Source organism: Alteribacter salitolerans (genome assembly GCF_016901055.1).
In the GTDB taxonomy this organism is placed as follows: domain Bacteria; phylum Bacillota; class Bacilli; order Bacillales; family Salisediminibacteriaceae; genus Alteribacter; species Alteribacter keqinensis.
This window is the reverse complement of the sequence record NZ_JAFEUX010000002.1, coordinates 341,528-367,261: the sequence shown is the minus strand read 5'-3', so window position 1 is coordinate 367,261 and position 25,734 is coordinate 341,528. Positions and strand designations below refer to the sequence as shown.

Sequence of the window (25,734 nt, the reverse complement as noted above, 5' to 3'; positions counted from 1 at the left end):
CACTACATAGCCATTTTTTTCAGTATGAACAGACGCTTCGATTTTACCATGACTTAACAGGGAGTGAACATCGTGAATATTTTGTGGGGTATTTTTGGGATTCTCGTCGTTCTTGGAATCGCTTTCCTTCTTTCCAACAACCGTAAAGCGATTAATCCACGGACGATTCTAGTAGGACTTGCCATTCAGATTTCGTTTGCCTTCATCGTTCTGCGGTGGGACGCAGGTAAATTTGCATTGGAGCAGTTAACCTTCGCCGTTTCAAGCATCATCGACTTTGCCAATGAAGGTGTAGACTTTGTTTTCGGAGGTATTTTCGAATCCGAAAACGTCGGCTTTATTTTCGCCTTTGAAGTACTGCCAATCATCATCTTTTTCTCTTCACTGATTTCCGTACTGTACTACATCGGAATTATGCAGTGGGTAGTAAAACTCCTCGGTGGAGCTTTGGCAAAATTACTCGGCACAAGCAAGACCGAATCTTTATCGGCCGCTGCGAACATCTTCCTGGGGCAGACAGAAGCACCTCTTGTTGTTAAACCGTATATCGCAAAAATGACAAACTCTGAACTTTTCGCCGTTATGACGGGAGGTCTTGCATCGGTTGCCGGGTCTGTACTCGTAGGCTATTCCCTGCTCGGTGTTCCTCTTGAGTATTTACTTGCAGCGAGCTTCATGGCCGCTCCTGCAGCCTTGATTATGGCAAAAATCATGGTTCCTGAAACCGTTACAAAATCAGCAGAAGACGATGAGCTGAAACTTGATAAAGATACAGAATCAACAAACGTCATCGATGCAGCCGCACGCGGTGCAGGAGTCGGACTCCAGCTCGCCCTGAACATCGCCGCCATGCTCATCGCTTTCATCGCATTGATCGCCCTTCTTAACGGAATTCTGGGCCTTATCGGCGGCGCGTTTGGTGCCGGAGGTCTGACCATTGAATACATTCTCGGATTCCTGTTCGCACCGATTGCCTTTGCCGTTGGTGTACCATGGGCAGAAGCCGTCTACGCCGGTGGCTTTATCGGTCAAAAGCTCGTTTTAAACGAGTTCGTGGCCTATCTCGCCTTCGCACCTGAAATCGAGAACCTGACACCAAAAACTGTAGCGATCGTTACGTTCGCTCTTTGCGGATTCGCCAACCTGTCAAGCCTTGGAATTCTCCTCGGCGGACTTGGTAAACTCGCTCCAGAGCGCCGCGGCGACATCGCCCGCATGGGTGTCCGCGCCGTTGCAGCCGGTATGCTCGCCTCACTCCTGAGTGCAGCGATCGCCGGTATGCTGATTTAAGTGAATGCTGAAAAGACAGTGCCGAATCGCACTGTCTTTTGTATGTTTTTCGGGGAAATTTCGACTTTCACCCGCGTTTTCAAACATTTAATCTGGATAATCACCCATTTCACCGGGAAAATCACCCCTCAAGCTTCCCCAGTTTCTTCTCCACCCCTTCACGCCAGCTCTCAGCAAGATACGGCAGCTCCGCCAGCTGTTTTAGCCCCTCCACATCGTCTGCGTCCTGAAAATTCAGCCGGTTCACCCGGGCAATCGTCATCTCCGTATGGCGCTCCTTCAGCCTCAGATCCTCCTCCGCTGACACATGCCCCTCTTTCAGCACGCGGAAATAAAACCCGGAATAGCCCGACTCTTGAACGTACAGGGGCAACTCTTTCACATCATGACGCTTCGCAAGCTTATAGCACGGGTGACGCGGCTGGCTCACCTGCACAACCGCCTCCCCCCACTCAAACGTATCGCCAATGCACACCTCCGTCTCCACCAGCCCGGACACCGTCACGTTCTCACCAAACGCCCCCGCATCGATCTCTTTTCCCAGCTTCTTGTGCCAGTACGGGTAATGCTCCGCCGGATACACACATACCGCCTTGTCCACACCGCCGTGGTGAACCAGGTCCTCCTGCTCATCACCTTTAAGACCCACGCTCGTTAAAAAAACAGACCCTTCCACCGGACGCTTAATAATCCCTGAAGCCACTTCCTTTTTCCCCGAACCTGCAATGACCTGCACTTTCCCAGTGTTAAGTGAATGAACCTTCCCAGTCATCATAGCCACTCTGCACCCCTTCTTGTTTTTTTACCATTTTATACCTTGCCCCATGAAACAACAAATCATAACTGTCGTCTATACAGGAAAAGGAGGTCAAATCATGAATCCAAAGTACTCTATCCTCTTTATCGCAATCATTTTTTTAACAGCCTGCGGGACAAATGGAAGCAGCTCAGAGGGGTCGGCAAACGTTATCGAAGGACGAATTGTGGAAATTAAAGAAACATCTATTTTGGTAGTCGAAGACATCACTGAGGCAAAAGCTATTGAACTTACAAGCGACACCCTCATGGACGCCGAAGCCGGGGCCGCCTACTGGTTCAGCGATGCGGAAAATGCACAAGAGCTTCAGGAAGGCCTGCTCGTCCGGGTAAAAACCGGCGCCATCGCCGAAAGCTATCCCGCCCAGGGAGAAGCCCTGTCAGTGGAAGTTGTAGAGGAATAAAAAAAGGACAACACTGATCCCGGTCAGGTTGTCCTCGTCTTCATTATACCACTGTTTTTTCCCCATTATCAGTCTTTACCTTCTCCATTTCACTGGTACAGTTAGACGTAGAAATGGAGTGGTGTTCATGATTGACTACAGAATTGTTCCAAAAGTAAATTACACCGAAAAGATTGGCGTGCTCGTTTCGATGCTTGAACACACGAGAGCTGTAACCCTCAATGAGATTGCCGGTCTCACACAGCATCAGCTCGATCACATCCCCGGTGAAAATACCAATTCAATCGGCTCCCTTTTGCTGCATATCGCCTCGATCGAGTTTGTTCACCAGATCGTCTCATTCGAAAAAAGAGATCTCACCGAAAATGAATACGCCCTCTGGAGAACCCCTCTTGAACTCGGGGCAGCCGCCAGAAATAAAATCAAAAATAACCCTCCTGAATACTACCTGAAGAAGCTAAGTAACGTCAGAGACGAAACACTGGCCCGGCTGAAAACAAAAGACGACCGCTGGCTTTTTGAAGATAACAAGTGGGAAAACGGTGTGGCCTACAACAACTACTACCTCTGGTTTCACGTATTGGAAGACGAAATCAGCCACCGCGGGCAGATCAGGACCATAAAAAAACAGGTATAGAGAGTGGCTCTCTATACCTCTGGGTCGTACGCTTTTTTCCCGAGAATCATCATCGTAATGTCATCTGACGGCGGGTTGTAAAGGCCGGCCCGCACGTCCCTGTAATAGCGTTCCAAAGGATTCGACTTCTTCAAACTGTGCCCTCCCACGATACGCATGGCGATATCGACTACCTCTACAGCTGCGTTTGTGGCGGTTGTCTTCACTGCTGCAAGCTCAGCTCCAAGATCCTGGCGCCGCTCAGGATACTCATCCCAAAGCTTCGCCACGTGATACATAAAGTGCCTTGCCTGCATAAGCTTCAGGTCCATCTCCGCCGTTTTACGCCTTACTTCGGGTACTTCTTTGATGGGATGATCCAGGCTGTTCGGCTGATATTCTTTGGCGAAACCGACCGCTTCGTCCCTGGCAGCCTTTGCAATGCCAATGTAACAGGCAGGAATGTGCAGAAGCCAGCCCTGCGGTCCGCTTCCGTGCCCGGGGTGACGTTTCGCAACCCAGGCATCCTCAGATACCCGGACCCCATCCAGAATCAGATCGTCACTTCTCGTAGCCCGCATCCCGAGAGTATCCCACGATTCATCAATGCGGAGTCCAGAGCTCTCCCTCGGAACAAGAAACTCTCCTACAGCCCCGTCCGGTTCCACAGTTGCCGTAACGATAAAGTAATCAAGAACCGGCGCCAGAGAAGCGAATGTCTTTTTACCGGTAATTTCATACCCGCCATCCACCGGGCGTGCTCTTGTTTCAGGCTTTCCGCCTCTTGCCGGACTTCCCGTCGCGGGCTCGGTTGCAATTGTATTTACGAGCACACCATTCTCCATCACTTCCACGCAAAGTTTCGCAAATGTCTCTTCAGACCACTTCCCCGTTTCCCTCAGCTGCATAATGAGTCCGTTATGCCAGCCGAGACTAAGCCCCGTGGCACCATCGCCTTGCGAGACTTTTTCCTGTACGAGAAGATAGTCCGTAAGAGACGCTTCCTCACCACCAAACCGATGCGGCACCACCAGTTTTGTAAGCCCTGCTTCCTTTAAATCCGAGAAGTTTTCAAACGGAAACTCCGCTTTTTCATCCAGCTCCTTTGCCCGTTCTTTAAATAGCGGAAGAAGGGTTTCAATCGTATCGTTTCGTTTGATTTGCTCAGTGGTTAACAAAAACAAGTCCTTGTTCTCCTTCATCCGATCACCTTCTCTGCATAGTTAGTTAAATCATATCGAAAAAGTCGGTTTTTTGCCAAAAAGGTGCTTATCTGACACCGTTTCTACTAATATTTTATATGAATACAAAATAGTGGGAAATACCCTTGTTCTTTTCCCGGGAAATGACATGATCTCTGACATTTTTCCATAATTTAATCGCTTTTCAACCCCTACAAATCTGTTAGGATACAAGAATGTATATAGTATACGTAAACTATGCTTGGGGGATTTTAAATGTTTTCAACTACTCAGATTGGTATTGATTTAGGGACGGCTAACATTTTAGTATATACAAAAAATAAAGGAATCGTTCTTAATGAACCTTCCGTTGTTGCTATTGATCTTAACACAAAAACGGTACTTGCCATCGGTAACGAAGCGAAAAACATGGTCGGAAAAACACCCGAAAACATCGTAGCGATCCGCCCCCTTAAAGACGGGGTTATTGCTGATTACCAGGTAACGACTGAAATGCTTAAAGAAATTATGAAAAAAGTAAGCAAAAAGCTCGGGTTCTCTGTGCGTAAACCGAGCGTTGTTGTCTGTACCCCATCTGGTTCAACTTCCGTAGAGCGCCGGGCGATACACGATGCGGTTAAAAACTGTGGTGCAAAACACGTGGACCTTATTGAAGAGCCCGTTGCTGCAGCGATTGGTGCCGATCTTCCTGTTGAAGAGCCGATCGCCAACGTCGTTGTTGATATCGGTGGCGGTACAACAGAAGTGGCGATCATCTCCTTCGGCGGCGTTGTATCCTGCAATTCCATCCGTGTCGGTGGTGACCAGATGGATGAAGACATCGTTCACTATGTGCGTAAACACTACAACCTTCTTATCGGAGACCGTACAGGTGAACAGATCAAAATGAACATTGCCTATGCCCTTGTTGACCATGAAGAACTTACCATGGACGTTCGGGGCCGTGACCTTGTAACCGGGCTTCCGAAGACCATTTCACTAAGTTCCACTGAAATTCAAGGTGCCATTCGCGAATCCCTTCTTTCAATTCTTGAAGCGATCCGTGCTACACTTGAAGACTGTCCTCCGGAGCTCAGCGGTGACATCGTTGACCGCGGTGTCATCCTTACAGGAGGCGGCGCATTATTGAACGGCATTCAGGACTGGCTCAGCGAGGAAATCGTTGTCCCTGTTCACGTAGCACCAAACCCACTGGAAGCTGTCGCAATCGGAACCGGACGTTCACTAAACGTCATCCACAAACTTCAAAAAGCAGTACGCTAAAAGTTCGGGGGTCTGTCCCCCGAACTTTTTTATATTCTATTGACATTTCAGTAGTATCTTCTCCAACCCAAGAAGAAAAGGCCTGCCCCGTGTCAAGAGCAGCCCCCGAATTGTACGGGGACAGACCCCCGAACATTTTTATGCTGTTGCTTTGTGTTCCGTTTTGGCAGCTGAAGCGCCTCCTCCACCATCATTCATACTGATCCCTGTAAAGCCGTAGATGATCGTAATCACCGGGCACAGGAGGCAGAAGAACGCAAACGGCAGGAATGCCATAACGGGAACTTCAAGGACACTCGCCATAAAAACACCGCTCACCCCGTACGGAATAAGTGGGTTGACCACGGTGCCTCCCGCTTCCAGCGTTTTCGACAAATGCTTTCCTTTCAGCCCAAGCTCCCGGTACTGCTTCTCGTATGCCTCACCTGTAAGCACCACACTCATGTACTGCTCCCCAAGGCTTACGTTAATACCGATCGCACTCAAAGTCGTAGAGAGAACCGCTTTTCCCCTGCTGTTTACAAGTGAACGGATCGCACTGATCAGACTGTCAATAATGTTCAGCCTTGAAAGAACACCACCCATTCCCAGCGCAAGAATGAGAAGGGACGTGGCCCACATCATGTCCTGAATACCACCACGGGTTAGCAGCGTGTCAATGTCCTCCGTACCCGTAGACGCAGTAAACCCGTCCTGTACAAGGACCATCCAGTTCGCTGCAGCCAGCTGCCCGTCTAAAATAACAGCCACAATAAATCCGCTTACGATACCTGCAATCATGGTCGGTATCGCAGGGGTCTTGCGGATCGCCAGCACCCCCATCACAAGTGCAGGAATAAGAGCAATAACTGTTACGTGGGTGTTCGCTGCGAGCGTTGCAATCCACTCATTCACTTCAGAAGTAGCCGTAGTTTCCTGGACCCGTCCGATAAAGAAGAACAATACCAGACTGATCAGGAAGGCCGGCACCGCTGTCCACATCATATGACGGATGTGTTCAAACAAATCGACCTTACACACACTTGACGCCAGGTTCGTCGTATCAGACAGCGGGCTCATTTTGTCACCAAGCAGGGCACCGGATACGACCGCACCGGCCACCATGGCCAGATCCATTCCAAGAATCGACCCGAGCGTCATAAACGCAATCCCGATCGTGGATGCTGTTGTAAACGAACTTCCCACAGCCATCCCGACAACAGCCGTCACCACAAACACACTCGGCAGGAAGTACTCCGTGGAAATCACCTGAAAGCTGTACGCAATCAGTGTCGGTATGGTTCCCGCCTGCATCCATACTGCTATTAATATACCAATAAGCATAAAAATGATTATCGGAATAATCCCCGACTTCACACCTTTGATAAGACCCTCTTCCACAAACGCCCAAGGCTGCTTCTTTGCTGCGTTAAACAACGCCAGCAGAAGGATGACCATAAAGATCGGTACATGAGGCTGAGCGCCAAGATAGACGAGTGACACCCCAATCGTTCCTAAAATCATTAAAATAACAACCACAGCCTCCAGGCGGCTCACCTGCGGCTCACGCTCTTTTTTATTCACCGTCTCCACTATCTCAACATCCTCCTTTTCTCACAAATTGTCGGGGGACAGACCCCGCACAATTTCCCGCAATTCCGCGGGGCAGACAAAAAACTCCCCTGTCCTGGTTAGGGACGGAGAGTTTCCGCGGCACCACCCTATTTGACTAGACGTTCGCAGACCTTGCTCAACTGGCTCCATAAACTCTTCTCGGCTCTACTCTGACTGACTGCGCTGTCTTTGTCCACTTTGGTTACGTAATCGCTTGTAACTAAAAGTGTACCACATGGTTCTGCCCGGATTTCCAGCTCCCATCCGGTCTCTTTTTGCTGCTCGAACCACTGCTACTCCGCTTTTATGCGATCGTTATGTCTTTTTCCACTTCAATTATCACACTTAGACGCTTAAACGCTTTTAAGTGATAAAGTGATTATCTGTTTAACAGCATAATACGCATTTCTTTTTTTGTCAACAGAAAGACTAAGAAAACACCAGCTCCTCCATGATCAATTATCGGCCCACCTGTATCCATTCACCACCTTCATCCGCATGACCAGAAGGTCTTTACTCGTAATCCGCTTTTTCTGATTCTCCTTCCGGCTTTTCAGCATCTCCTTTTGTTGTTCACGAATCATCGCCAGTTTCTCAGAATGCTTGACAGATTCCTCCTGTTTTTTCACACGATTTTTTCTGCGTCTGCCTTTAATGGCACCTCTCTCTGCTTTCTGTTCCTTCACTGCCTCAAAAGATACGACATTATCTTGTTCCACTGTTCTTTTCGTACTTTCCGACTCACTTTGGACAGACTCATCTTCCTTTGCAGCTGTCTCTTCCACTCCTGCTTCTTCTTGAACAGCTTCCACATCTTTCTGCTCTTTCAGCTTTTCTCTCTTAAGCCGTTTACTCTTTTTCCCCTTACTGCCCTTTTGTACCTTCTTCTCTGACGCTTTGACTGCTTCTACAAGGTCTGTTTCCACTGGCGCCTCTTCAAGATCCTTTTCATGCCGCTCACTCTTTTTCCCCTTACTGCCCTTTTGTACCTTCTTCTCTGACGCTTCGACTGCTTCTACAAGGTCTGTTTCCACTGGCACCTCTTCAAGATCCTTTTCATGCCGCTCACTCTTTTTCCCCTTACTGCCCTTTTGTACCTTCTTCTCTGACGCTTCGACTGCTTCTACAAGGTCTGTTTGCACTGAAGCCTCTTCAAGGTCCTTTCCATGCCGCTCACTCTTTTTCCCCTTACTGCCCTTTTGTACCTTTTTCTCTAACGCTTCGACTGCTTCTACAAGGTCCGCTTCCCCCGGCGCCTCTTCAAGGGCCTTTTCATGCCGCTCACTCTTTTTCCCCTTACTGCCCTTTTGTACCTTCTTCTCTGACGCTTCGACTGCTTCTACAAGGTCCGCTTCCCCCGGCGCCTCTTCGGTCATTCTCTCATTTTCATCCTCAGCAACCTTCTTGCGTCTTCTATTGTCCTGATCTTTTTTTACTTTCTTCTTTTTCTTCTTTTTCCTTCTCTCCTTCTTATTACCTTCTTTCAGAGATTCATTGGCCGGTTGAACTTCTCCCGTCTCCTCTGCTCTCTGTTTTTCCATGTTGCTGCACACAAACTTTGCATACTCAAGTATCATCTCATACGCTTCCTGCAGCTTCTTTCTGCCATAGGCTTTTACAAGGGATACCTTCAGGCTTCTGGAATTACTTTCAATAAACCAGAGCTTCTTATTTTTATCCACACCGAGGTCAATGCCCACTTCTCCGCAAGGTCCGTCATGCTTTTCCAATTCATTAATGACCGTCTTTACAAGATTATCTATTTCCGATGTTAACCGCTTAATCTCCTTCTCACTGAACTTAAGCTTCTCTTTCAGAAATGTAACCAGAGGGTAGCTCGTAGCGTGTGTCGTAATCGGCGCGTTACTGTTTCCCAGCCGCACACAAGGAGACACGGCATTCACCCTGTTCATCCCGTCTTTTTGAACTTCAACCCGAATATCAACCAGCCGCTCTTTAAATGTCAAAAGGTTAATCGGCTCCTGGATAATCACCTTTTGTTTTCTGTAAAAATTCCTGATCTTCTTCATAAGCAGAGAGAATGATTTTACCCTCTCCTTTACGAGCTCCTTTTTAAATACACTGTATTCATATCCACCCCCGGTCGATTCTATCATCATCACCTGTCTTCCGCGACCGCCCTGGACTCCCTTTAAGTACACACGATTATATTTATCAAGCATCTTCTTTACATCAGAAGATTTATTGAATAAAATCGTTTCCGGCAAAAATGGACGGATGTCAGGAGAAAAATTAAGCTTTTTGTGCACACTCCATTTATTAAATCCACTGGCTCTGTTAATAATGTGGACCTTATGCTGTTTCAGTAATTCCTCTAATTTCGAATCTCTTTGAATGATTGCCCCGGCTACCCTCCGGTACAACACTTTAGGAAATTGAATTCCCTTTTTCTGAATCCAGCATTTTTTTTCATGATCGTAGCAAGTTCCTGTCACAGTCCCTGCCTCATGATCAATACTTTCAGGTGAAAAAAAATAAATATCAATCCCGACCTTCTTACTGGCGGCAATTAAATCGTGATCTCTCTCAATCGCATTTTGTTCAGCTACCATCCTATTCAACACATTCTTTGTTACCATAACTCCAAAGCAGTACGTTTCCATCCTCGCTCTCCCTTTCTTTCAAGTTCAGCTAGTGTTAATGTATGTTACACTTCACTTTAGGACACGGGTAAACAACCAGACTACCCCGGACTTGGGAATCAAAATGCAAATGATCCATGAATTAAAACAAAAAAACTCTCCGGCCACCTGAGTGATCGAAGAGTTTTTCATACCTGAAACAGCCTGCCTATTCCACGCTGCTGCTTACACTATTTCATCTTGTTTTGTTCACCCAAAACGAGGCTCCTCCCATAACGGAGAGGATTTTTGAACACCTTTTCCACTACTTCATCCCCATAAGCTTTAACAACCGATACTTTAGCCGAATGGGCATTAGACTCAATGAACCAGATCCGGCCATTCCGGTCAAGGGCAAAGTCAATTCCAAGCTCCCCCACTTCACCGTAATGCTGCTCCAGCACCTCATAACAATCGGTTAAAAAAGCCTTGATCCGCTTATCCACCTCAAGGAATTCCTCTTCAGAAAACTGCAGGTTCTCCTTTAAAAACTCATCGTAACGAAAGCTCTCGGAATGGGTCGTTATCGGCGAGCCCTCCTGGGAAACCCGCGAGCAAACCGCCACAATTTCCAGTTCATGATCTCCGTTGCGCTGGAGCTCCGCCCTCATATCCGTCACCCGGTTGTTGAAACGCATCAAATCAATTGCACTCTGAATCAGAAACGGTTTGTTATTAAGAATCCCACTAAGACTCTCATATAACTCCTCCAAGGTAGCCGCCCTTCCAGTAAAAAGCTGCTCCTTATAATACCGGTAAACAAAAGAAGGGCCCTCCTTCTCGACTTTAATCACCTGCTCTCCCTTGCGCCCGTTAAACGACTTCACATACCCTGCATCTTCTTTTTCGAAAAAATCAGTGAGTACCCGAATGTTGCGGACTCTTTTCGTTTTAGGCAGAAAGGAGCGGAGATTCCGGTCCTTTTTAAGAAGCTCATACACTTCCATCTTATTAAACCCTTTGAGGTAATTGATGGATGGAATGTTTTGTGCTGCAATCTGTTCCTGAAACTCCTTTGCCTTACTGCTCGCAGATGAAAAAATCCCCCCTCCCCCCCGGTTGTAAATCACATCCGGATACGGAAATGCCCTCGTCCTCCAGTCCTGTTTTTCCATGTCAAAATAAACCCCATCAATCGTCTCATCTGCTACATTTACACAGCTTCCGTTAAAATAAAAAACAGACAGTCCTTCTTCCTGACCGGCCTCCAGCGTTTTTAAAATACGAAACCCCGGCTTCTGCTTCAACAGATTGCGAAGCGCCCGTCTCCCAACGGTAATTCCAACGGTGACCATATCCATTACCTTCTCACTCACGCCATTCACCACCACCATGATAGTCTATTCATCATATGACCGCCGGGATAAAATGTACCCCGGGAGAATTCCCAAAGCCGTCAAGTTAAGGAATAAAAAACTAAATATTAAAGCTGAAGACCCAGGATGAAGCCGGAATATCCCTCGCTTTTCACAGGAGGTGCCGGCGAGCCTCCTCACTTCCTTCCACTCGTACCAGCAGACTGCGGATATGACGCTTGCATCGATTCTCATTTAGTAACGGCAGATACCATGTTGTTGAACCGTTCCTGGAAACCTAAAGCTTCAGAACAATACTCTCAGAGGAAGAAGCAGAAGAATATTCCGCGGAGACTCAGCCGTTGTTAAACAACGGCCCTCAGAATATCAGATGTCAAATGCTTGGTATTGCCCTCCTCTCCGCTCATTCCATAAAAAAAGCCCTCCTGCACTCAGAAGGGCTTCGCTCTTTCTAACTAATTACGAATTAAAATCACATACACATGATCCAGATTAATGATCTCTGACACCGTCAGGTCCGCTTCGTGGGCTTCCCTTACCAGCGTGTCAGACTCCAGCCGCTCGTGAAGGGGCGGCCCTTTCGTGAATTCTTCTCTCTTCCATTCCACGATGGCCCCTTTTCCTCCGGGCTTCATCATCCGCCTCATCTCAGCGAACGCCTTCACCCGGTCAGGGACCTCGTGCATCACAAATGCCGCTACAAGACCATTCACGCATGCCTCCGGAAGAGGAATGTCCTCCAGGGTGGCTTCAAGAAGGCCCACATTCTCAAAGCCCCGATCCATAGCGCGGACCCCTAGGAGGCCGAGCATCTCCGGTTCAACATCAACGGCATACACATCGTTTTTTGTACGGGACGCCAGGGGCAAAGTAAAATAGCCGTTTCCGGCACCAAGATCGGCGGCGGTATCCCCTTCTTTTATTTCAATCAGATCAGCGACCCACTCCGCATCAATCATTGCTTTCCGGTCCGGTGCGAGCAGCCGGTCTGCCTTTGCCGGATCAAATCGTTCCCCTGCCATCAACGTTCCTCCTCTTTTTTACCCGCAGCCGAAATCAGCGTGTCCTGGTCGAACACGTCAAGCTCGCCGCTCGCCAGGTTGTAAAGGGCACCGATGATCGGCACACCCTGACCGTGCTCCTGATACACAGGGTGCTCCTTGAGCTTCGTGACCTGGTAAAGAACGTTGTACTTACAAAGCTTCTCAGACGTCCACTCACGGCTCTCACGGTCAGTCGGAAGGCTTTCTTTCACATGCTTGAGCCAGTTCTGAAGACCTTCTTCCCGGTTGTCGTTCCACGCCGCCTGGACCCCGCCGCAGCCGGTGTGTCCTTTAATCAGAATGTACTTTACTTTCAGGTGCACAAGGGCGTAGTACAGGCTCGCCCCGAAGCTGTCATCGTCATGAACAACCTGGTTGGCAATGTTTCTGTGAATGAACATATGCCCCGGTTCCGCGTCCATTACCGTCGACGGACACACGCGGGAGTCACTGCAGGCAAGAACGAGAAACTCCGGATGCTGCCCCTCATTTAAGCGTTCAAAAAACTCAGGATCATCTTTCAGCCATTTCTCTTGAAATTCAATGTTTTTACGTTTCAGATCTTTTAATTCCACGTTTATCAGCCCTTTCACTGTCGCTTTACTGCTGTTTTACCTGAAGACCGGTCAAAGCCTGGTCGATGGACGGATACTGGATGCCCGGACCGAGTTTGTTCACCCAGCCCGCTTTTGCAAGCAGGTCTCTCACAGGACCTTTCACATTCACCAGGGTCGTTTCCACCTGATGGTTCTCCCGCTCCGAGCGGATCCACTCTTCCAGTTCATCGAGGGCAATGGCATCCACATCGTTCACCCCGGAAAAATCAAGGATCACGTGTTTCAGGTCTGCCTTTTTGACCATCTGGTCGTGCAGATATTCCTTTATAAACTCCATATTAGCAAAATAAAGCGGCGAATCAATCCTTAAAATCAAGGTTTTTTCAAAAGTACGAGCTTTATCAAACCGTGACACGTTCCGATACAGCCCCAGATCGTCCACGTAGCCGAGCTCGGCAATGTGGGGCTTACTGCTCTGGTAAATAAAAACAAGAAGTGAAAAGGCTATCCCCGCAGCGATCCCCCACTCGATTCCAAGGATAAGCGTCGCGGCAAACGTAAGGGCCAGAGTGACCCCGTCAATACGCTTCACTTTCCAAAGGTGAATCGCTTCTTTCACATCAATGAGCTTGTAAACCGCCACGAGAATGATCGCAGCCAGCACCGCCTGAGGCAGATAATAAAACCAAGACGTGAAGAAGAGCAGCACAATCACAATCAAAGCCGCCGTAATAATCGATGCCACTGGTGTCCGGGCACCGGCGTCGTAGTTCACCGCCGACCGGGAAAATCCCCCCGTTACCGGAAAGCCGGAGAAAAAGGCCGCACCGATGTTGGAAAACCCGAGTCCTTTCAGCTCACCGTTCGCGTGAACACGGTACTTCTCTTTCGCCGCAATCACATTCGCCATAGCATAGGATTCCACAAATCCGATGATGGAAATCGTAATCGCCGTCGGAAGTAAAGCCAGAACCAGCGACGGATCAAGCCCCGGAATCGTCAGTTCAGGCAGTCCTGCAGGCACGTCTCTGATAATCGCCACGCCGTTGTTATGAAGGTTCAACAAAACAACAGCAAGCATACTCAGTACCACAACAGCAAGCGGTCCCGGTATTTTCTTCACCCACCTTTTCACGAAAATAAGGACGAGGATACTTCCCACACCGATTCCCAATGTCGGCAAGTGAATCTCACCGGCTCTCGCACTTATTTCCCCCACGATGAGAAAGACGTTCTTTGAACTCTCAAGGTCGATCCCTACCAGGTGCTTCATTTGACTAAAACCGATAATAATAGCAGCCGCACTCGTAAAACCTGATATCACACCGTGAGAAATAAACTTCGTCACGACACCAAGACGCAAAACGCCCATGGCCAGCTGAATCCCACCAACCATGAGTGCAAGGAGAAGGACCAGTGAAATGTACTCCTGACTCCCAGGCTCGGCAAATCCCGATACACCGGAAAACACCAGGAGCGACACCATCGCCACCGGTCCGACCGCAAGCTGGCGCGACGTCCCGAACAACGCATAAATCAAAATCGGCACTGTGGCCGCATAAAGCCCCATCACCGGCGGAAGCCCCGCCAGCATGGCATAGGCCATCCCCTGAGGCACCAGCATAATTGCCACAATTAAGCCGGCGTTCAAATCTCCCCGTAAATCCTGTCTCAAATCATAACTCTTCATCACACCCAAAATAGGCAGCCACTCTCTCACACTTCCCACCTCCCAAAGGGTCCCCTTTCAACCGGGGTCTGTCCCCTGAACAATTGTGTAAATTTCAATGATAAGCAGGATTTTGCAGCGCCTATGATAGATGAAGGCACCACGAGGCAGGCAAGAGGGGTTTTTCTGTCTGTGTTCCCCCTTGCCTCCTCAGTCCTGTTCTTTTTATAAACCAATACTACGAAACAGCGCAGTTGTTTGGTCCGACTTCCATCTCCGCCTGTTCATCTTCATCTGGGTCGTGCTGCCCCATATTCGTTTTCCGAATCTTGTCATGATCATTCGGCTGAGGCGGAAGATTCTCTGTAACCATCTTCCTGAACTCTTCCTCCTCTTCAACCTGAAGCCCGCTGTTCTTTTCATACAGCTCATCCAAGCGCGCCATCACACGGTCCTCCTCGTCAATTTCTTCCGGCTTCGCGTAGTGGGCAGGCAGCACTTGAAGATCACCACTCAGCTCTTTATAACGTCTGTACAGGGTCTCCCGCAGATCCCCTACCCAGTCTTCCGCTTTGCCGGCAAGATCTGGCCGGCCGATGGAATCGATAAACAGAATATCACCGCTCAATAAATACGTATCATCCACGATGAGGGACGTACTTCCGATCGTATGCCCCGGCGAGTACGTCGCAGCAATCACAATCCGCGTCGTGCCGACTTTGATTTCCGCTCCGTCCTCCAGCGGAGCATACTCAAACGTCACCTCTTCCGCATCTTTCGGCGGCAGCCAGTACTCCGCTCCCGTCGCCTCTCTCAGCTTACGGCCGCCGGAAATGTGGTCGGCGTGCAGGTGCGTATCAATCACACTGCGAAGCTTGAGCCCTTTTTCTTCAAGAAACGATTCATAATGGCCAGTCATCCGGTTCGCATCCACAATCGCCGCAGAGCCGTCGGACTCAATTAAATAAGACAGACATCCTTTCCCAAGACGGAGAAACTGATAAATCGTACCCCCGCTTGGAAGGTCACCGATTTTCACCGGCTCCAGGTGCTCACTCCACCCTTCCATACCGCCCTCCAGAACATACACATCATGCTTACCTACATTATGAATCTTCTCACCAATCACTCTTGAAGACTTTGCCTTCGCACAAACGACAACAACCGGCTTCTCTTTTGGAAGCTTTTCGAGAAGATCGTCAATGCCATCTTCCTTCAACTGCTTATAAGGTTCATTAATCAGCTCGACCGAAGGACCCTCAATATGCCAGTCCTCCACGGCATCCGGTTCCCGGATATCCAGCACCACCATCTCATCACGGTTAAGCAGCTTCTTCGAAAACGTAGTCAATTCGATCTCTCGTAAATCCATCACTAACAGCCTCCTTTAGAAATTTCTACGGTGTTCCATACCCGCCAAGGTATCATTCCAATCACTTTCCACTCTCATCTTCTAGCGTCCCAAAAACACGCCCCCGCCATACCGTTTCCTCCTCGGAACCACCTCGGGGTCTGTCCCCCGAACAATTGTGTAAATCTTCATTTCAGGCAGGAGCAATTGTTGAACAAATCTCCCTTGTACTGTTAATTACCCCATAGGGTATAAAGAAAACCAAAAAAATTTGGTGTCATCACATACCCCTATAGGTATATATTATCTCACTCTCCCACTAGTGTCAAATAACAAAAAAGCTTGTCCCACCTGAGAAAAGTCCCCTATCCCCAGTCTCTACGCCAGCAAAAGCCCAGCACACCAATCACTTCCCCGCATAAGCAAAAAATCGAAAAATAAAATACAACAGCCCGAGCACGATGAGCACCTGCACAAACCCGCCGATCACACTAAGCAGCAATGCCACCGCCCAGAACAAAATGAGCAGCCCGATCAGTCTTCCTACCATCACGATCCCTCCAGAAAATATTCTCCCAATACTCTATTCACTGACATAGGATCTTGTCTCCGCAGCCGCTCATCGTTTTATGGCTTTTGCTCAACGAGTTATCGGTTCCCTCCTTACTTCATCTGTTTTAATCACTCTTTCATAGAAAATAGGGGCACCCTGCCCTCTTTTCTACACTTCCTTCGCACTATTCTACGGATAGCCGCTGCCATTTTACACTAAAAGCGCGATATTTAACGGATTACCGTCCCTTTTTTACACTTCCGCTCCCTCTTTTTACGTTTAGCAGTTCCAGCCCCCGCCCCTCCCCATCACTTCTTCTCCTCCCTTTTTAAACACCCCCCGCCCCAAAAAACCACAACAAAAAGACCCCTCCATCCCCGGAGAGGCCCTTTCAAAATACATTCCACTCTTCAAAAATCCACTTACCTTAACTAACGCCCGCGTATCATATTGATGATGAACACGACCAGGGCAATGACAAGCAGCACGTGAATGATCCCGCCTGCTACATCGAGTAAAAACCCGAATAACCAAAGCACAATTAAAATACCAATAATAGTCCAGAGCATGTGATTGTCCTCCTTTGTAAGTATAGAACTGCGAATACGTCTAAGATCATAAGCAAATGTAAGAACGTCGCTAATCCTACTTTTCCCCAACCCTCAGAAATTAAAACAATCACATCTCAAAAACCCGCAGACTAGCCCCATCCACCTGCAAAAAAACCATTAAAAGTCAACCACAAAACCAAAAAGTTACGGGGACAGACCCCGCACAATTTCTGCAAACCTCCCCCGCCCCCAACAACGAAAAAACAAAACAAAAAAGCCTCCCACGGCACCGCCGTCAGTAAGGCTTCTCCTGATAAAAATAATTCGGCAACACAATCTTATCCTCATACCCCCTGTGAAAAATATGCGTCGTCGCCGGCGACACCGGCGGAATCAGCCAGTCCCACCGCCCCGTCAGCTCACGTCCGCAGCCCTCTTCCCGCTTCTCAAACTGCCGGAACTGCTCGGCTGCCGTATGATGATCCACCACACTCACCCCATCCGCCTTAAACGAATGAAGCACAGCCCGGTTCAACTCAACCAAAGCCCGGTCCTTCCACAACGTCGACACCCGCGACGTATCCAGACCAAACACCTCCGCCACCCGCGGCAGCAAATCATACCGGTCCGTATCCGCAAGATTCCGAGCCCCGATCTCCGTCTCCATATACCACCCGTTAAACGGCGCCGCCGGATACACCAGACCCCCGACCTCAAGCTTCATATCCGAAATAATCGGCACCCCGTACCACCGGACACCAAGATCCGCCACACCCGCCTCTTCCGGATGCCGCACCTCGACCTCCAGCACCAGTTCCCCGGGAATCTCAAACCACACAGGCTCACGACCATCCACCTGAATCACAAGAGGCAGCACATCAAAATCCGTACCCGTACCACGCCAGCCAAGCCGCTCACACTCCCGCGTAAACGCCACCGACCACGAATCCCCGACAACACCATCCTCCGTCTCATAACCCGCATACCGGATCAGCTGGTGATTCCAAATCCGCACCCGGTCACGCCCGTCCGCCAGACGCGCCGGAAAAATCGTAATCGTCGGCCGGATCCGACCGCCATTCGTCGCATACTCAATATGCTGGCACAGCGCCTGAAACACCGCCTCCTCCTCCGACAACGCCCGCGCATCAAACACATCAAGCATACTCCAGAACAACCGCCCAATACACTTATTGCTGTTCCGCCACGCCATCTTCGCCCCATGCGACAGCTCCTCAGCCGTCTGGATATACGTCCCCGTCTCAGCGACCTCCCGCTCAATCTCCTCAAGCCGCACCGGAATACTCTCCTCCTTACCCAGCTCACGGTAACACACGTCCACAAACGCCCTCGCATCCTCCAACACTCTCATACAATCTCCACCGATCATTTACAATTAGCCTCCATTATATCCCATATCCGGCCCCCGAACCAAGCCCAAAGCCTCAGTCACACGATCCAGTTCCTCCCACCGGATAAACCGCGAACCCCGCCAGACCTCACTGCCATTATGGAAAAAAACAAGCGTCGGCGCTGCGAACACGGTCCACTGCCCGGCGGCCTCAGGCACATCTTCCATCTGCAGGCTCCTGATCCTCACCTGGCGGTTCTTTTCCCGCCACTCAAGAAGCTGCACCTCCACCGCGTCGCACACAGAACAGCGCCGCGATTTGACCAGCACCAACACCGGATCCCCGTCTCTCACAACACCCTCCGCCTCTTCATACGATGTAATCTTCTCCAACACCATCACCTTCTCCATTCCTCATTCAGTTTTCGGATCCCGGCCTTACAAACCCCGTAGGAAAGCCAGCTGCAACCCTTACAAATCTGGTCCAGATCCTCCGGCCCAAGGGTCCTTGCCGTCCACTCCACCAGCTTGCTCTTCCGGTAAAGCTTCCCGTCCTCCAGCTTAAGATGCGCGATTGCCCGCTCATCCAATCCCTTCACATGGGCATCAGACCCCGCACTTGCCGCACAAAAAGACCCGCCGTTATGAGGACAGGCCATACACGCATCATCCAGATCCACCACAACCCGGATCGGGAAATCCTTCTCCGGATCACGGATATCCTCCACAATCGTCTCCATCTTTTTCACAAAACCCGGACTGTACCCCATCCCCTGAAACCCGTGCACACACAGAAGATGATGCCCCCGAAGCGTACGAACCGTCATCACAAACACCCCGCAATCAAATGTTAACCACGTATCATATATAGTTAACATTCTAACATTTATGTGAGAAGCCTCTCCATGTTTTTCTATCAGATCACTAACGGTTCACAAAAAGATAATACATTAGAATAAAAGCGAAAAAGGATATCGCCCACTTCAATGCCTGCCCGCTGTCCCCTAATCCTGCAACTCCGGGCCGATTGTATGGCAGTTCTCAGGCGAAAGGGCTTCTGCCCATTCTCGGCAGAAACCCTTTCTCATAATGGTTATTCTGTAATTCGCCTTCCTTCTAATAATCGATTAATCCAATATTCATCTGTATTCATTTCACGGATGCCAACTTTTCCATCTATAACGGTTGCGAATCTGCCTTCTCCAAGATAAAGGGCAGCGAGCTCCGCAGCGTCTCCTCCATCTTCCCCGGCAAAGAACAGCAGGTCCCCTCTCTCGAGTTCTTCAATATGAATTTTTTCGCCGTATTGGCGAAGCATTTCAATTGTTGCAGGTAAGGTCATGCCAGAGCCTTCTTCAAAGAGGTGTTGAATAAATTCTGCAGAGGTCCCTTCATACCCTTCGCCATTGTAATCTTCAGCAAGCTGTGCCTCTATGTTTTTTTCCTGAGGTCTTTCATAAGTCCTGCTTCCTACATACCGCGGTGGCCAATAAGAACTGGTAGTCAGATCTACGATGGCTACGCCAGAGGACTGGGTGGCGACAATGATTTGATTGTTGCCGATATATACAGCAGGGATTAAGCTGGATCCTTCAAAGAACATTAAGTCTCCGCGTTCAATTTCATCTGCAGATATTTCGGTACCTTCCTCCCATTGCTGGTTTCCATAGCGCGGCAAATCGATATTCAGGCCATTTTTATAGACGTACTGGACGAGACCGCCCGTGTCAAAGCCTTGTTCCGGCGAAGCGCCTCCGAGATTGTATTCTGTACCAAGAAGGTTATAAGCTTCAAATACCGCTCCATTATCATATTGAATGGTTAAATCATCAAAGCGCTTTACTCCCGTAAAATGCGCCTTCCAATACTCATTCATATATGAAATGGTCGTTTCTCCTTCTTCTCCTGTAGCATGGACAATGTGATCATCACCAAGATAAATAGCGGTATGAGAGATTCCTTCCTGCCACGTTCCAGAAAAGTAGAGCACATCTCCGGGCCTGATATGATGATCGAGTTCAATTGAATCTATATCTGTCCCGGCCTCCAGAATGGTTTCTCCAACCTCCCATTGTTTGTAGCTAATCCGTGGCAAATAAACATTTATTGCTTCTCTAAATACGGTTTGAATAAAGAAGGAACAATCAAACGCATCCAGTGTGCTTCCTGTCATTAAATACGGCGTGCCCATATATTTCATCGCTTCTTGTATTATGGGGTTTTCATGATCCGCGTAGGTATCAGGATTGGACTTTTCCAATAATTCGTTTGAATACCGAACAGCGCCTTCATACCGTTCTGCAAAATATGTGTGATGATCTAAATGCCTCTCCATTACTCCGGATGAAGCTGCAATAATAAACTGGCGGTCTCCCGTGTAAATACCGGAAATCAACCCTTCACTGCCTTCAAAAAATACCAAGTCTCCTGGCTGCAGCTCGTCCTGACTGATTTCTTCCCCCGCATCATACAGTCCGGCAGGCCTTTTCGAAAGCCAGCTTCCGGTTACCTCTTTAAACACATAATGAACGAGTGACCCGGTATTAAATCCGGTCTCAGGATCCTCACCGTCCCGGTTATAAGGGCTTCCAAGGAGAGCTCTTGCCTGTTCAACAATGTCATTGTCCGAAGGTTCAGGATCAAGGTTTTCTGCTGTGTATCTTTTTGCTCCTATGTATAAGCCAGACCAGTAATCGCTCGTCTCCATATTTCTTTCTGAAATGCCGTCGCTTGTAACGATTACAAACCGGCCGTTATCGATATAAATGCCTGACATTAAAAACGTGCCTTTAAAAAACACCACGTCCCCGGCCTGTAAATTCTCCTTTTCAATACTCTCTCCGAGCAGCCACTGATCCGCTGCATGCCTTGGAAGAGAGATATTCTTTGTATTATCAAAAACATATTGCACAAATTCAGAAGTAATAAAGTCTTCACTGTTTTCCCCGACACTTTCAAGCGCAAATTCCGCAGCCGGGTCATCGACCGTAAAATCTTCCTCTGTATACCGGCTTGCACCCACGTAAATCTCTGACCAATAATCACTCGTCTCCATATTTCTTTCTGAAATGCCGTCGCTTGTAACGATTACAAACCGGCCATTCCCAATATAGATCCCGGACATTAACGACGAGCCCTGGAAAAACACAACGTCACCAGCCTGTAAATCATCCCGGTTCACTTCCGTCCCTGCCTCTATCTGCTCCCTGGCGAAACGAGGGAGGGATATTCCTTTTGTTTGTTCAAATATATACTGGACAAGCTCTGACGTAATAAAACCCTGCTCATTGGGACCGACCATGTCAATAGCTAACGCCGCTGCAGCGTCCTTTTCTTCCTGCGCAAACGCGTCATCATGGAAGAGCCCGAACAGCATCAACAGGACGAAGGGGAAAACCAGATACTTTTTCATCCAACCACTCCTTTTACCGTTTCATAATTTCACAATATCCAAATCCATTTCCCCTGTTATTTTACTGTAAAACCACTATAGAGAACGAAAGGGTAAAGTCGCATGAAAGGTGCCTGTCACCTCCCGAATTGTGTCGAATTTATCATTCTTGAACGGAAAGACTCCATCCAAAACCACCAGATCTCACTCATTTCTTTCATGAGTAAAAATTCCTTTGGATAAAGACAGGTAAAGTCAACATTCACCGCTGCCTTTTCCTCTATGTACAGCTTTCTAAGTCCTTGAAAAATAAAGAAAAAGACCTAATAACAACACCATTAATACCGTCGCAACCACTGTTCCCTTCTTTAATCCTCCGTCTTTCTTTGCAGCAAAGCCCAGTGAAAAAAACAATAGCGCCGTAACTGCAGATAACCCGATTAATACCAACACCCAAGGATAATTCTGCGAAAATTCCGGCCCGTATTCCTGATACTTATTCCCAAAATAAACAAGACTCGAAAGTAACCCCACGATATAAACAAAGCTTACGAATTGCACCACTGTCCATTTTTTTTTAGTCATCTTCATCTCCAAACTGTCATTCCTCTATTTCAAACTTTAGCAAGACCTTAAACTTATTTATGAAACCACCTTTATGAAACCATTGTTCCATTTTCTGCGTTCCATCAGTAACCCTCATTTCTTACCTGACAGAGTAAACAACATCAAGGCTTTTTTGAATTCTGCTTACATTTCGTTCCTCATCTGATTACTAAGTTCGGGGTTCATCTTAATCATATATTTTCCGTAAAACGCATCGAATTTATTTACATATTGTTCCCTTGAATTGAGGAGGAGAATGAGTACAAATGCCAAGGTGATCTCTTCCCGGTGAGCGAGGACGTGTCCAATGGCCCGAAATCCTGCGATCATAAAGAAGAATAGTAAGACACTGATAAAAACCAGGAAGCCTAAACTATCAATTGGAGCGAAAATTAGCGCCATAAATAGAGCCGGGAGCAGGGAAAACACAACACCTAATATCCCCCATTTTGCGGTACGCTTCCCGTCTCTCAAAAACAAGAAACGAACCATGTGATAGAAAGGAAAATAACAAACAGCGAATGTGACGAGCAGAGCTGATACAGCCCGATACCAGTTTGCACCTGCTTTTTCGTCTTTATGATAGGCCGGATGCTTCAGAGAGAGCCATTTGTTAACAACCTCTTCATCTGTCGAATAAAGCTCCTCTATCATCTTACGCTTTCGACCTTCTTTTTTCGCCTTAAGCTCATATTCAAACGCCTTAAACGCTTTACCACTCTGCTTGTATCCCACAACCAAACTCAATGCCCATATCCCCACTATCCCTAAAAAGGTTGACAGTTGAATATCAAAGCGGGGATGAAAAAACATAAGCAGGGAAATACAAAAACTAAAGAACAACACCATGTATAAGATTCCGACATTCCTGTAAAGCTTCATCCCCAGTTTTTCATGAAGTATAGAAGAAAGAGTGCGGGGGAAATTGTTTAAGTGACACTTGCATTCATCCTTTCCCATTAATCTCGTTTACAGCAAAGACATCCGGATAGACTGAAAGAGGCTGGGACATAAAGAAAGTGTTTAGCTGAGAATCCGAACAATGCACGAACATAGCGGATGAAATATACGCAGACTCCTGCGGAATGAAAAGCAAAGGTGAGACCCCGCAGTGCGCAGCACTAGGAGGCTCACCAGCTTTCCGCGGAAAGCGGAGTATATTTCAGGAGCGATTTATTTGCACCGCATGTTGTTTGTTCGGATTCTCGTTGAGTAAAACACTTCTGTCCCAGCCTCTTTCGGCATTTGTGAATATTTATTATTTGCTCTCTGCTAAAGTACACGCTGATGCATAAGGAGACTGTAGTGAAATGTCACACACCGTATCTTTCAAACATAGCCAGACACCCTATAACTTTAAAAAATTAATTTAAATTAATCTAAACTTATCTCCCTTGAAAAAAATAGAGGAAAACACCAAACACCACAATCATAGAAACCGTTGTTACGACTGTTTGTTTATTTAATTCTCCTTCCTTCCTGACCACAAATCCCAAAACAAATAACAAAAGGGCAATGCCCGCTGTAATAAGAATCAAGATAACTACCCATGTATGTTGTTGCGCAAAGTTACTCATCACATCATAATACCGAGCTCCAAAATAAGAAGAGCCAATAACTAAGCCTAATAAGTACATGATGCTTAAAATTTGAATGATCGTCCATTTCTTAGTTGTCATGAAGTTTCACCTTCTTATACGTAATACTTTCCTGTATCGTGTTTAAATTTAGGTCCTTGTTCTTTTTCCAATTCCTTAATGTCTTTAAATGGGTCCGGTTCATTTTGTTTAAGTTGCTTATGAAGATCTTCTTTCATAGGTGACTTGAATTTATCCTCAAGCCAATTAAGCATCACATTTGGTAATAAAGACTTCGCCTGGGATTGAGAACCAAAAGTGACTTTTGCTACAATTGCTTTTTTTGCTAATCCGACAACCGGATTTGCAACAAATCCAAAGACAGCCCCTACGATAAAGCTATTTATCTCCCAGTTTCCCGTCATTACAAATTCTTTTAATAGCTCAGCTCCACCTACCAGTGTTCCTGATAATGTCATTAAGCCTAGCTTCCCTGCAGTTGAAGCCTTCTTAAATTTATCTAGTAATCCAAAAGTAGCAATAGACATTACACCAGCAAAGTTTGCATCAATTAACATCTCACTTAAAGGAATCAGTGGCTGACCTCCGATGAGCGCTTCAGCTTGTTTGATAAGGGATACAAATAAAGATGTAGCGAAACCCAAGCCATACAGCTGCGCACCTTTAACCATCGCCATCTTCATTCCTTTAAGTAATCCCACATTGCCGATTTTCCCAAACAACGAGCCGAGTACTGGAATTTTCCCGAGTCCCCGGGCAATCCAGCCTCCCACTCCTCTAGCTGCTCCAGCCAATGCAGAACCAATCGATCTGGCAGCTCCGGCGAGCCATCCACCTGAGGCTCTTGCCGCTCCAGCAAGCCATCCTCCAGCGGTTCTCGCAGCTCCTAAGGCTGCGGATCCTAACGTTTTTGCAGTTCCTGCGACCCATGAACCAGCCGCTCTTGCAGATCCTGCAAGCCACGATCCGGCTGCCCGTGAGGCTCCTGCCAACCAAGAACCTCCTCTTGACACCCATCCTGCTATCATTTGTGGACTTTGTCTCAGCCATGCCCAAGAGGACAATGCCGCTTTTTTACCCAGCGTTCCCAGAGCTGCGAGCGCCCCCGTCGCCTGTAAAATACCTCCAAGGATCGCACCACCGGTTGTCCAAAGAAGACCATGCACCCAGTTAAATGCATCGGTACCACCGTAAATGATAAAGTAGCCGATTCCAAAGACAGCAGCACCAATCCCGGCCACTATAGCTACAGGAACTGAGATGATTCCCAGGGCTACCAGCGCTACGATCCCCACACCGACTCCTACGATTGTAAGAACAGTCTTAACCAGGTCCTGTCCCCAGTCCCCCAGCCATTCCCAGGCAGAAGTAGCTTGATCTACAGTCCAGTCCCAGGCATCTACAGCCCGATCCCTGGTCCAATCCCAAGCTGTTTCCCCCATATCCGCCATCCAGTCCCAGGAGCCTGAACCAACTTCCCTTAAACCGTCCCAGGCGTCCGAGGCAAATTCTCTCGTATCATTCCAAAAATTACTTATTCCATTTAAAATCCGGTCACCCAGACTCGTGTCGTCGGCATTCGGATCTCCCGGGGCAGGAGAACTTGGTCCAGGCATATTTGTATTCGGATTTCCCCCAGGTAAAAATCCTCCACCATTCCCCGGCCCCCAGGCATCGTCCCCTGCATCTGTATCGGAAAGTGAGGAATTATCCCGGTCCGGGAATATAACGCCCCGATCATCGCCGGAAGCGAGGGCCGGGTTCCATAAAATTAACAAACTGCTCATTGCCATCAGAACGAATACAATCAAAACCTTAGAATAAGAACACTTTTTTATTTCCAACCCAACCACCCGCTTTTTTTAGCTTTTAATACATTTGAAAATGTCCGTTATCTCGCTCCGCACCATTAGTAATTCTGT

General features: G+C 48.0%; 23 protein-coding genes. 4 read left to right on the top strand and 19 right to left on the bottom strand.

Features of this window, described 5'->3' with window-relative positions:
- The first annotated feature begins 72 nt into the window (after positions 1–72).
- Positions 73–1,290 carry a NupC/NupG family nucleoside CNT transporter gene (locus tag JSY36_RS04815; RefSeq protein ID WP_122900730.1) on the top strand — a complete coding sequence of 406 codons (1,218 nt, stop codon included), beginning with the start codon at positions 73–75 and terminating at the stop codon, positions 1,288–1,290.
- A gap of 121 nt (positions 1,291–1,411) precedes the next feature.
- Here the strand turns inward: JSY36_RS04815 and JSY36_RS04810 are convergent, their stop codons facing one another.
- Positions 1,412–2,062 (bottom strand): MOSC domain-containing protein, encoded by a 651-nt coding sequence (locus tag JSY36_RS04810; protein WP_419466028.1) that lies wholly within the window; start codon positions 2,060–2,062, stop codon positions 1,412–1,414.
- 103 nt (positions 2,063–2,165) lie between these two features.
- Here JSY36_RS04810 and JSY36_RS04805 point away from each other — a divergent pair, with 103 nt between their 5' ends.
- Both JSY36_RS04805 and JSY36_RS04800 read left to right on the top strand, forming a co-directional pair.
- Positions 2,166–2,510 carry a DUF3221 domain-containing protein gene (locus JSY36_RS04805; RefSeq protein WP_205165469.1) on the top strand — a complete coding sequence of 115 codons (345 nt, stop codon included), beginning with the start codon at positions 2,166–2,168 and terminating at the stop codon, positions 2,508–2,510.
- Between the two features lie 127 nt (positions 2,511–2,637).
- On the top strand, positions 2,638–3,147 hold the full coding sequence (locus tag JSY36_RS04800) for a DinB family protein (RefSeq protein ID WP_205165468.1): 510 nt from the start codon (positions 2,638–2,640) through the stop codon (positions 3,145–3,147).
- An 11-nt stretch (positions 3,148–3,158) separates the two neighbouring features.
- On the opposite strand, the gene JSY36_RS04795 is transcribed toward JSY36_RS04800, so the two are convergent.
- Positions 3,159–4,328, bottom strand: a complete 1,170-nt coding sequence (locus tag JSY36_RS04795; protein WP_205165467.1) for an acyl-CoA dehydrogenase family protein — start codon at positions 4,326–4,328, stop codon at positions 3,159–3,161.
- A gap of 255 nt (positions 4,329–4,583) precedes the next feature.
- Here JSY36_RS04795 and mreBH point away from each other — a divergent pair, with 255 nt between their 5' ends.
- Entirely contained in the window at positions 4,584–5,591 is a 1,008-nt protein-coding gene (gene mreBH, locus JSY36_RS04790) for a rod-share determining protein MreBH (RefSeq protein WP_122900722.1), read from the top strand.
- A gap of 138 nt (positions 5,592–5,729) precedes the next feature.
- On the opposite strand, the gene nhaC is transcribed toward mreBH, so the two are convergent.
- From nhaC to JSY36_RS04705, 17 genes are all read right to left on the bottom strand, one after another.
- Positions 5,730–7,163, bottom strand: a complete 1,434-nt coding sequence (gene nhaC / locus JSY36_RS04785) for a Na+/H+ antiporter NhaC (RefSeq protein ID WP_205165466.1) — start codon at positions 7,161–7,163, stop codon at positions 5,730–5,732.
- Between the two features lie 476 nt (positions 7,164–7,639).
- Positions 7,640–9,808, bottom strand: coding sequence for a YheC/YheD family endospore coat-associated protein (locus JSY36_RS04780; protein WP_205165465.1), 2,169 nt, complete (start codon positions 9,806–9,808; stop codon positions 7,640–7,642).
- A gap of 209 nt (positions 9,809–10,017) precedes the next feature.
- Positions 10,018–11,142: a YheC/YheD family protein gene (locus tag JSY36_RS04775; RefSeq protein ID WP_205165464.1), complete on the bottom strand. Its 1,125-nt coding sequence runs from the start codon at positions 11,140–11,142 to the stop codon at positions 10,018–10,020.
- Positions 11,143–11,597: 455 nt separating this feature from the next.
- Positions 11,598–12,164 (bottom strand): class I SAM-dependent methyltransferase, encoded by a 567-nt coding sequence (locus JSY36_RS04770; RefSeq protein WP_205165463.1) that lies wholly within the window; start codon positions 12,162–12,164, stop codon positions 11,598–11,600.
- Entirely contained in the window at positions 12,164–12,760 is a 597-nt protein-coding gene (locus JSY36_RS04765) for a carbonic anhydrase (protein WP_122901400.1), read from the bottom strand. Before JSY36_RS04765 ends, JSY36_RS04770 begins: the two co-directional genes overlap by 1 nt.
- 25 nt (positions 12,761–12,785) lie before the next feature.
- Complete coding sequence (locus JSY36_RS04760; protein WP_336511440.1) at positions 12,786–14,462, bottom strand: SulP family inorganic anion transporter; 1,677 nt, start codon at positions 14,460–14,462, stop codon at positions 12,786–12,788.
- Positions 14,463–14,649: 187 nt separating this feature from the next.
- Complete coding sequence (locus tag JSY36_RS04755) at positions 14,650–15,783, bottom strand: MBL fold metallo-hydrolase (protein ID WP_205165462.1); 1,134 nt, start codon at positions 15,781–15,783, stop codon at positions 14,650–14,652.
- Between the two features lie 385 nt (positions 15,784–16,168).
- Positions 16,169–16,312 (bottom strand): hypothetical protein, encoded by a 144-nt coding sequence (locus JSY36_RS04750; protein WP_205165461.1) that lies wholly within the window; start codon positions 16,310–16,312, stop codon positions 16,169–16,171.
- Positions 16,313–16,746: 434 nt separating this feature from the next.
- The gene (locus JSY36_RS04745) at positions 16,747–16,884 is read right to left on the bottom strand and encodes a lmo0937 family membrane protein (RefSeq protein WP_122900711.1); all 138 of its coding nucleotides are present in this window, start codon (positions 16,882–16,884) and stop codon (positions 16,747–16,749) included.
- Between the two features lie 277 nt (positions 16,885–17,161).
- Positions 17,162–18,238, bottom strand: a complete 1,077-nt coding sequence (locus tag JSY36_RS04740; protein ID WP_236784621.1) for a nitric oxide synthase oxygenase — start codon at positions 18,236–18,238, stop codon at positions 17,162–17,164.
- Between the two features lie 24 nt (positions 18,239–18,262).
- The gene (locus JSY36_RS04735; RefSeq protein WP_205165459.1) at positions 18,263–18,628 is read right to left on the bottom strand and encodes a thioredoxin family protein; all 366 of its coding nucleotides are present in this window, start codon (positions 18,626–18,628) and stop codon (positions 18,263–18,265) included.
- Positions 18,616–19,044: a DUF1284 domain-containing protein gene (locus JSY36_RS04730; RefSeq protein ID WP_205165458.1), complete on the bottom strand. Its 429-nt coding sequence runs from the start codon at positions 19,042–19,044 to the stop codon at positions 18,616–18,618. The genes JSY36_RS04735 and JSY36_RS04730 overlap by 13 nt, the downstream gene beginning before the upstream one ends.
- Positions 19,045–19,310: 266 nt before the next feature.
- Positions 19,311–21,629 carry an NlpC/P60 family protein gene (locus JSY36_RS04725; protein WP_205165457.1) on the bottom strand — a complete coding sequence of 773 codons (2,319 nt, stop codon included), beginning with the start codon at positions 21,627–21,629 and terminating at the stop codon, positions 19,311–19,313.
- A 273-nt stretch (positions 21,630–21,902) separates the two neighbouring features.
- Positions 21,903–22,193 (bottom strand): hypothetical protein, encoded by a 291-nt coding sequence (locus JSY36_RS04720; RefSeq protein ID WP_205165456.1) that lies wholly within the window; start codon positions 22,191–22,193, stop codon positions 21,903–21,905.
- Between the two features lie 165 nt (positions 22,194–22,358).
- Positions 22,359–22,961 (bottom strand): hypothetical protein, encoded by a 603-nt coding sequence (locus JSY36_RS04715; protein ID WP_205165455.1) that lies wholly within the window; start codon positions 22,959–22,961, stop codon positions 22,359–22,361.
- A 638-nt stretch (positions 22,962–23,599) separates the two neighbouring features.
- Positions 23,600–23,893, bottom strand: a complete 294-nt coding sequence (locus tag JSY36_RS04710) for a hypothetical protein (RefSeq protein WP_122900699.1) — start codon at positions 23,891–23,893, stop codon at positions 23,600–23,602.
- A 14-nt stretch (positions 23,894–23,907) separates the two neighbouring features.
- Positions 23,908–25,656 carry a hypothetical protein gene (locus JSY36_RS04705; RefSeq protein WP_205165454.1) on the bottom strand — a complete coding sequence of 583 codons (1,749 nt, stop codon included), beginning with the start codon at positions 25,654–25,656 and terminating at the stop codon, positions 23,908–23,910.
- Positions 25,657–25,734: the final 78 nt, after the last annotated feature.

Bases quoted from the DNA above. Each gene is read 5' to 3' on its own strand.
- JSY36_RS04710 (WP_122900699.1), bottom strand. From the start codon at position 23,893: ATGACAACTAAGAAATGGACGATCATTCAAATTTTAAGCATCATGTAC.
- JSY36_RS04750 (WP_205165461.1), bottom strand. From the start codon at position 16,312: ATGGTAGGAAGACTGATCGGGCTGCTCATTTTGTTCTGGGCGGTGGCA.
- JSY36_RS04810 (WP_419466028.1), bottom strand. From the start codon at position 2,062: ATGACTGGGAAGGTTCATTCACTTAACACTGGGAAAGTGCAGGTCATT.
- JSY36_RS04780 (WP_205165465.1), bottom strand. From the start codon at position 9,808: ATGGAAACGTACTGCTTTGGAGTTATGGTAACAAAGAATGTGTTGAAT.
- JSY36_RS04770 (WP_205165463.1), bottom strand. From the start codon at position 12,164: ATGGCAGGGGAACGATTTGATCCGGCAAAGGCAGACCGGCTGCTCGCA.
- JSY36_RS04740 (WP_236784621.1), bottom strand. From the start codon at position 18,238: ATGAGAGTGTTGGAGGATGCGAGGGCGTTTGTGGACGTGTGTTACCGT.
- JSY36_RS04805 (WP_205165469.1), top strand. From the start codon at position 2,166: ATGAATCCAAAGTACTCTATCCTCTTTATCGCAATCATTTTTTTAACA.
- JSY36_RS04735 (WP_205165459.1), bottom strand. From the start codon at position 18,628: ATGGAGAAGGTGATGGTGTTGGAGAAGATTACATCGTATGAAGAGGCG.
- JSY36_RS04745 (WP_122900711.1), bottom strand. From the start codon at position 16,884: ATGCTCTGGACTATTATTGGTATTTTAATTGTGCTTTGGTTATTCGGG.
- JSY36_RS04730 (WP_205165458.1), bottom strand. From the start codon at position 19,044: ATGACGGTTCGTACGCTTCGGGGGCATCATCTTCTGTGTGTGCACGGG.
- mreBH (WP_122900722.1), top strand. From the start codon at position 4,584: ATGTTTTCAACTACTCAGATTGGTATTGATTTAGGGACGGCTAACATT.
- JSY36_RS04720 (WP_205165456.1), bottom strand. From the start codon at position 22,193: ATGACTAAAAAAAAATGGACAGTGGTGCAATTCGTAAGCTTTGTTTAT.
- JSY36_RS04795 (WP_205165467.1), bottom strand. From the start codon at position 4,328: ATGAAGGAGAACAAGGACTTGTTTTTGTTAACCACTGAGCAAATCAAA.
- JSY36_RS04725 (WP_205165457.1), bottom strand. From the start codon at position 21,629: ATGAAAAAGTATCTGGTTTTCCCCTTCGTCCTGTTGATGCTGTTCGGG.
- JSY36_RS04800 (WP_205165468.1), top strand. From the start codon at position 2,638: ATGATTGACTACAGAATTGTTCCAAAAGTAAATTACACCGAAAAGATT.
- JSY36_RS04755 (WP_205165462.1), bottom strand. From the start codon at position 15,783: ATGGATTTACGAGAGATCGAATTGACTACGTTTTCGAAGAAGCTGCTT.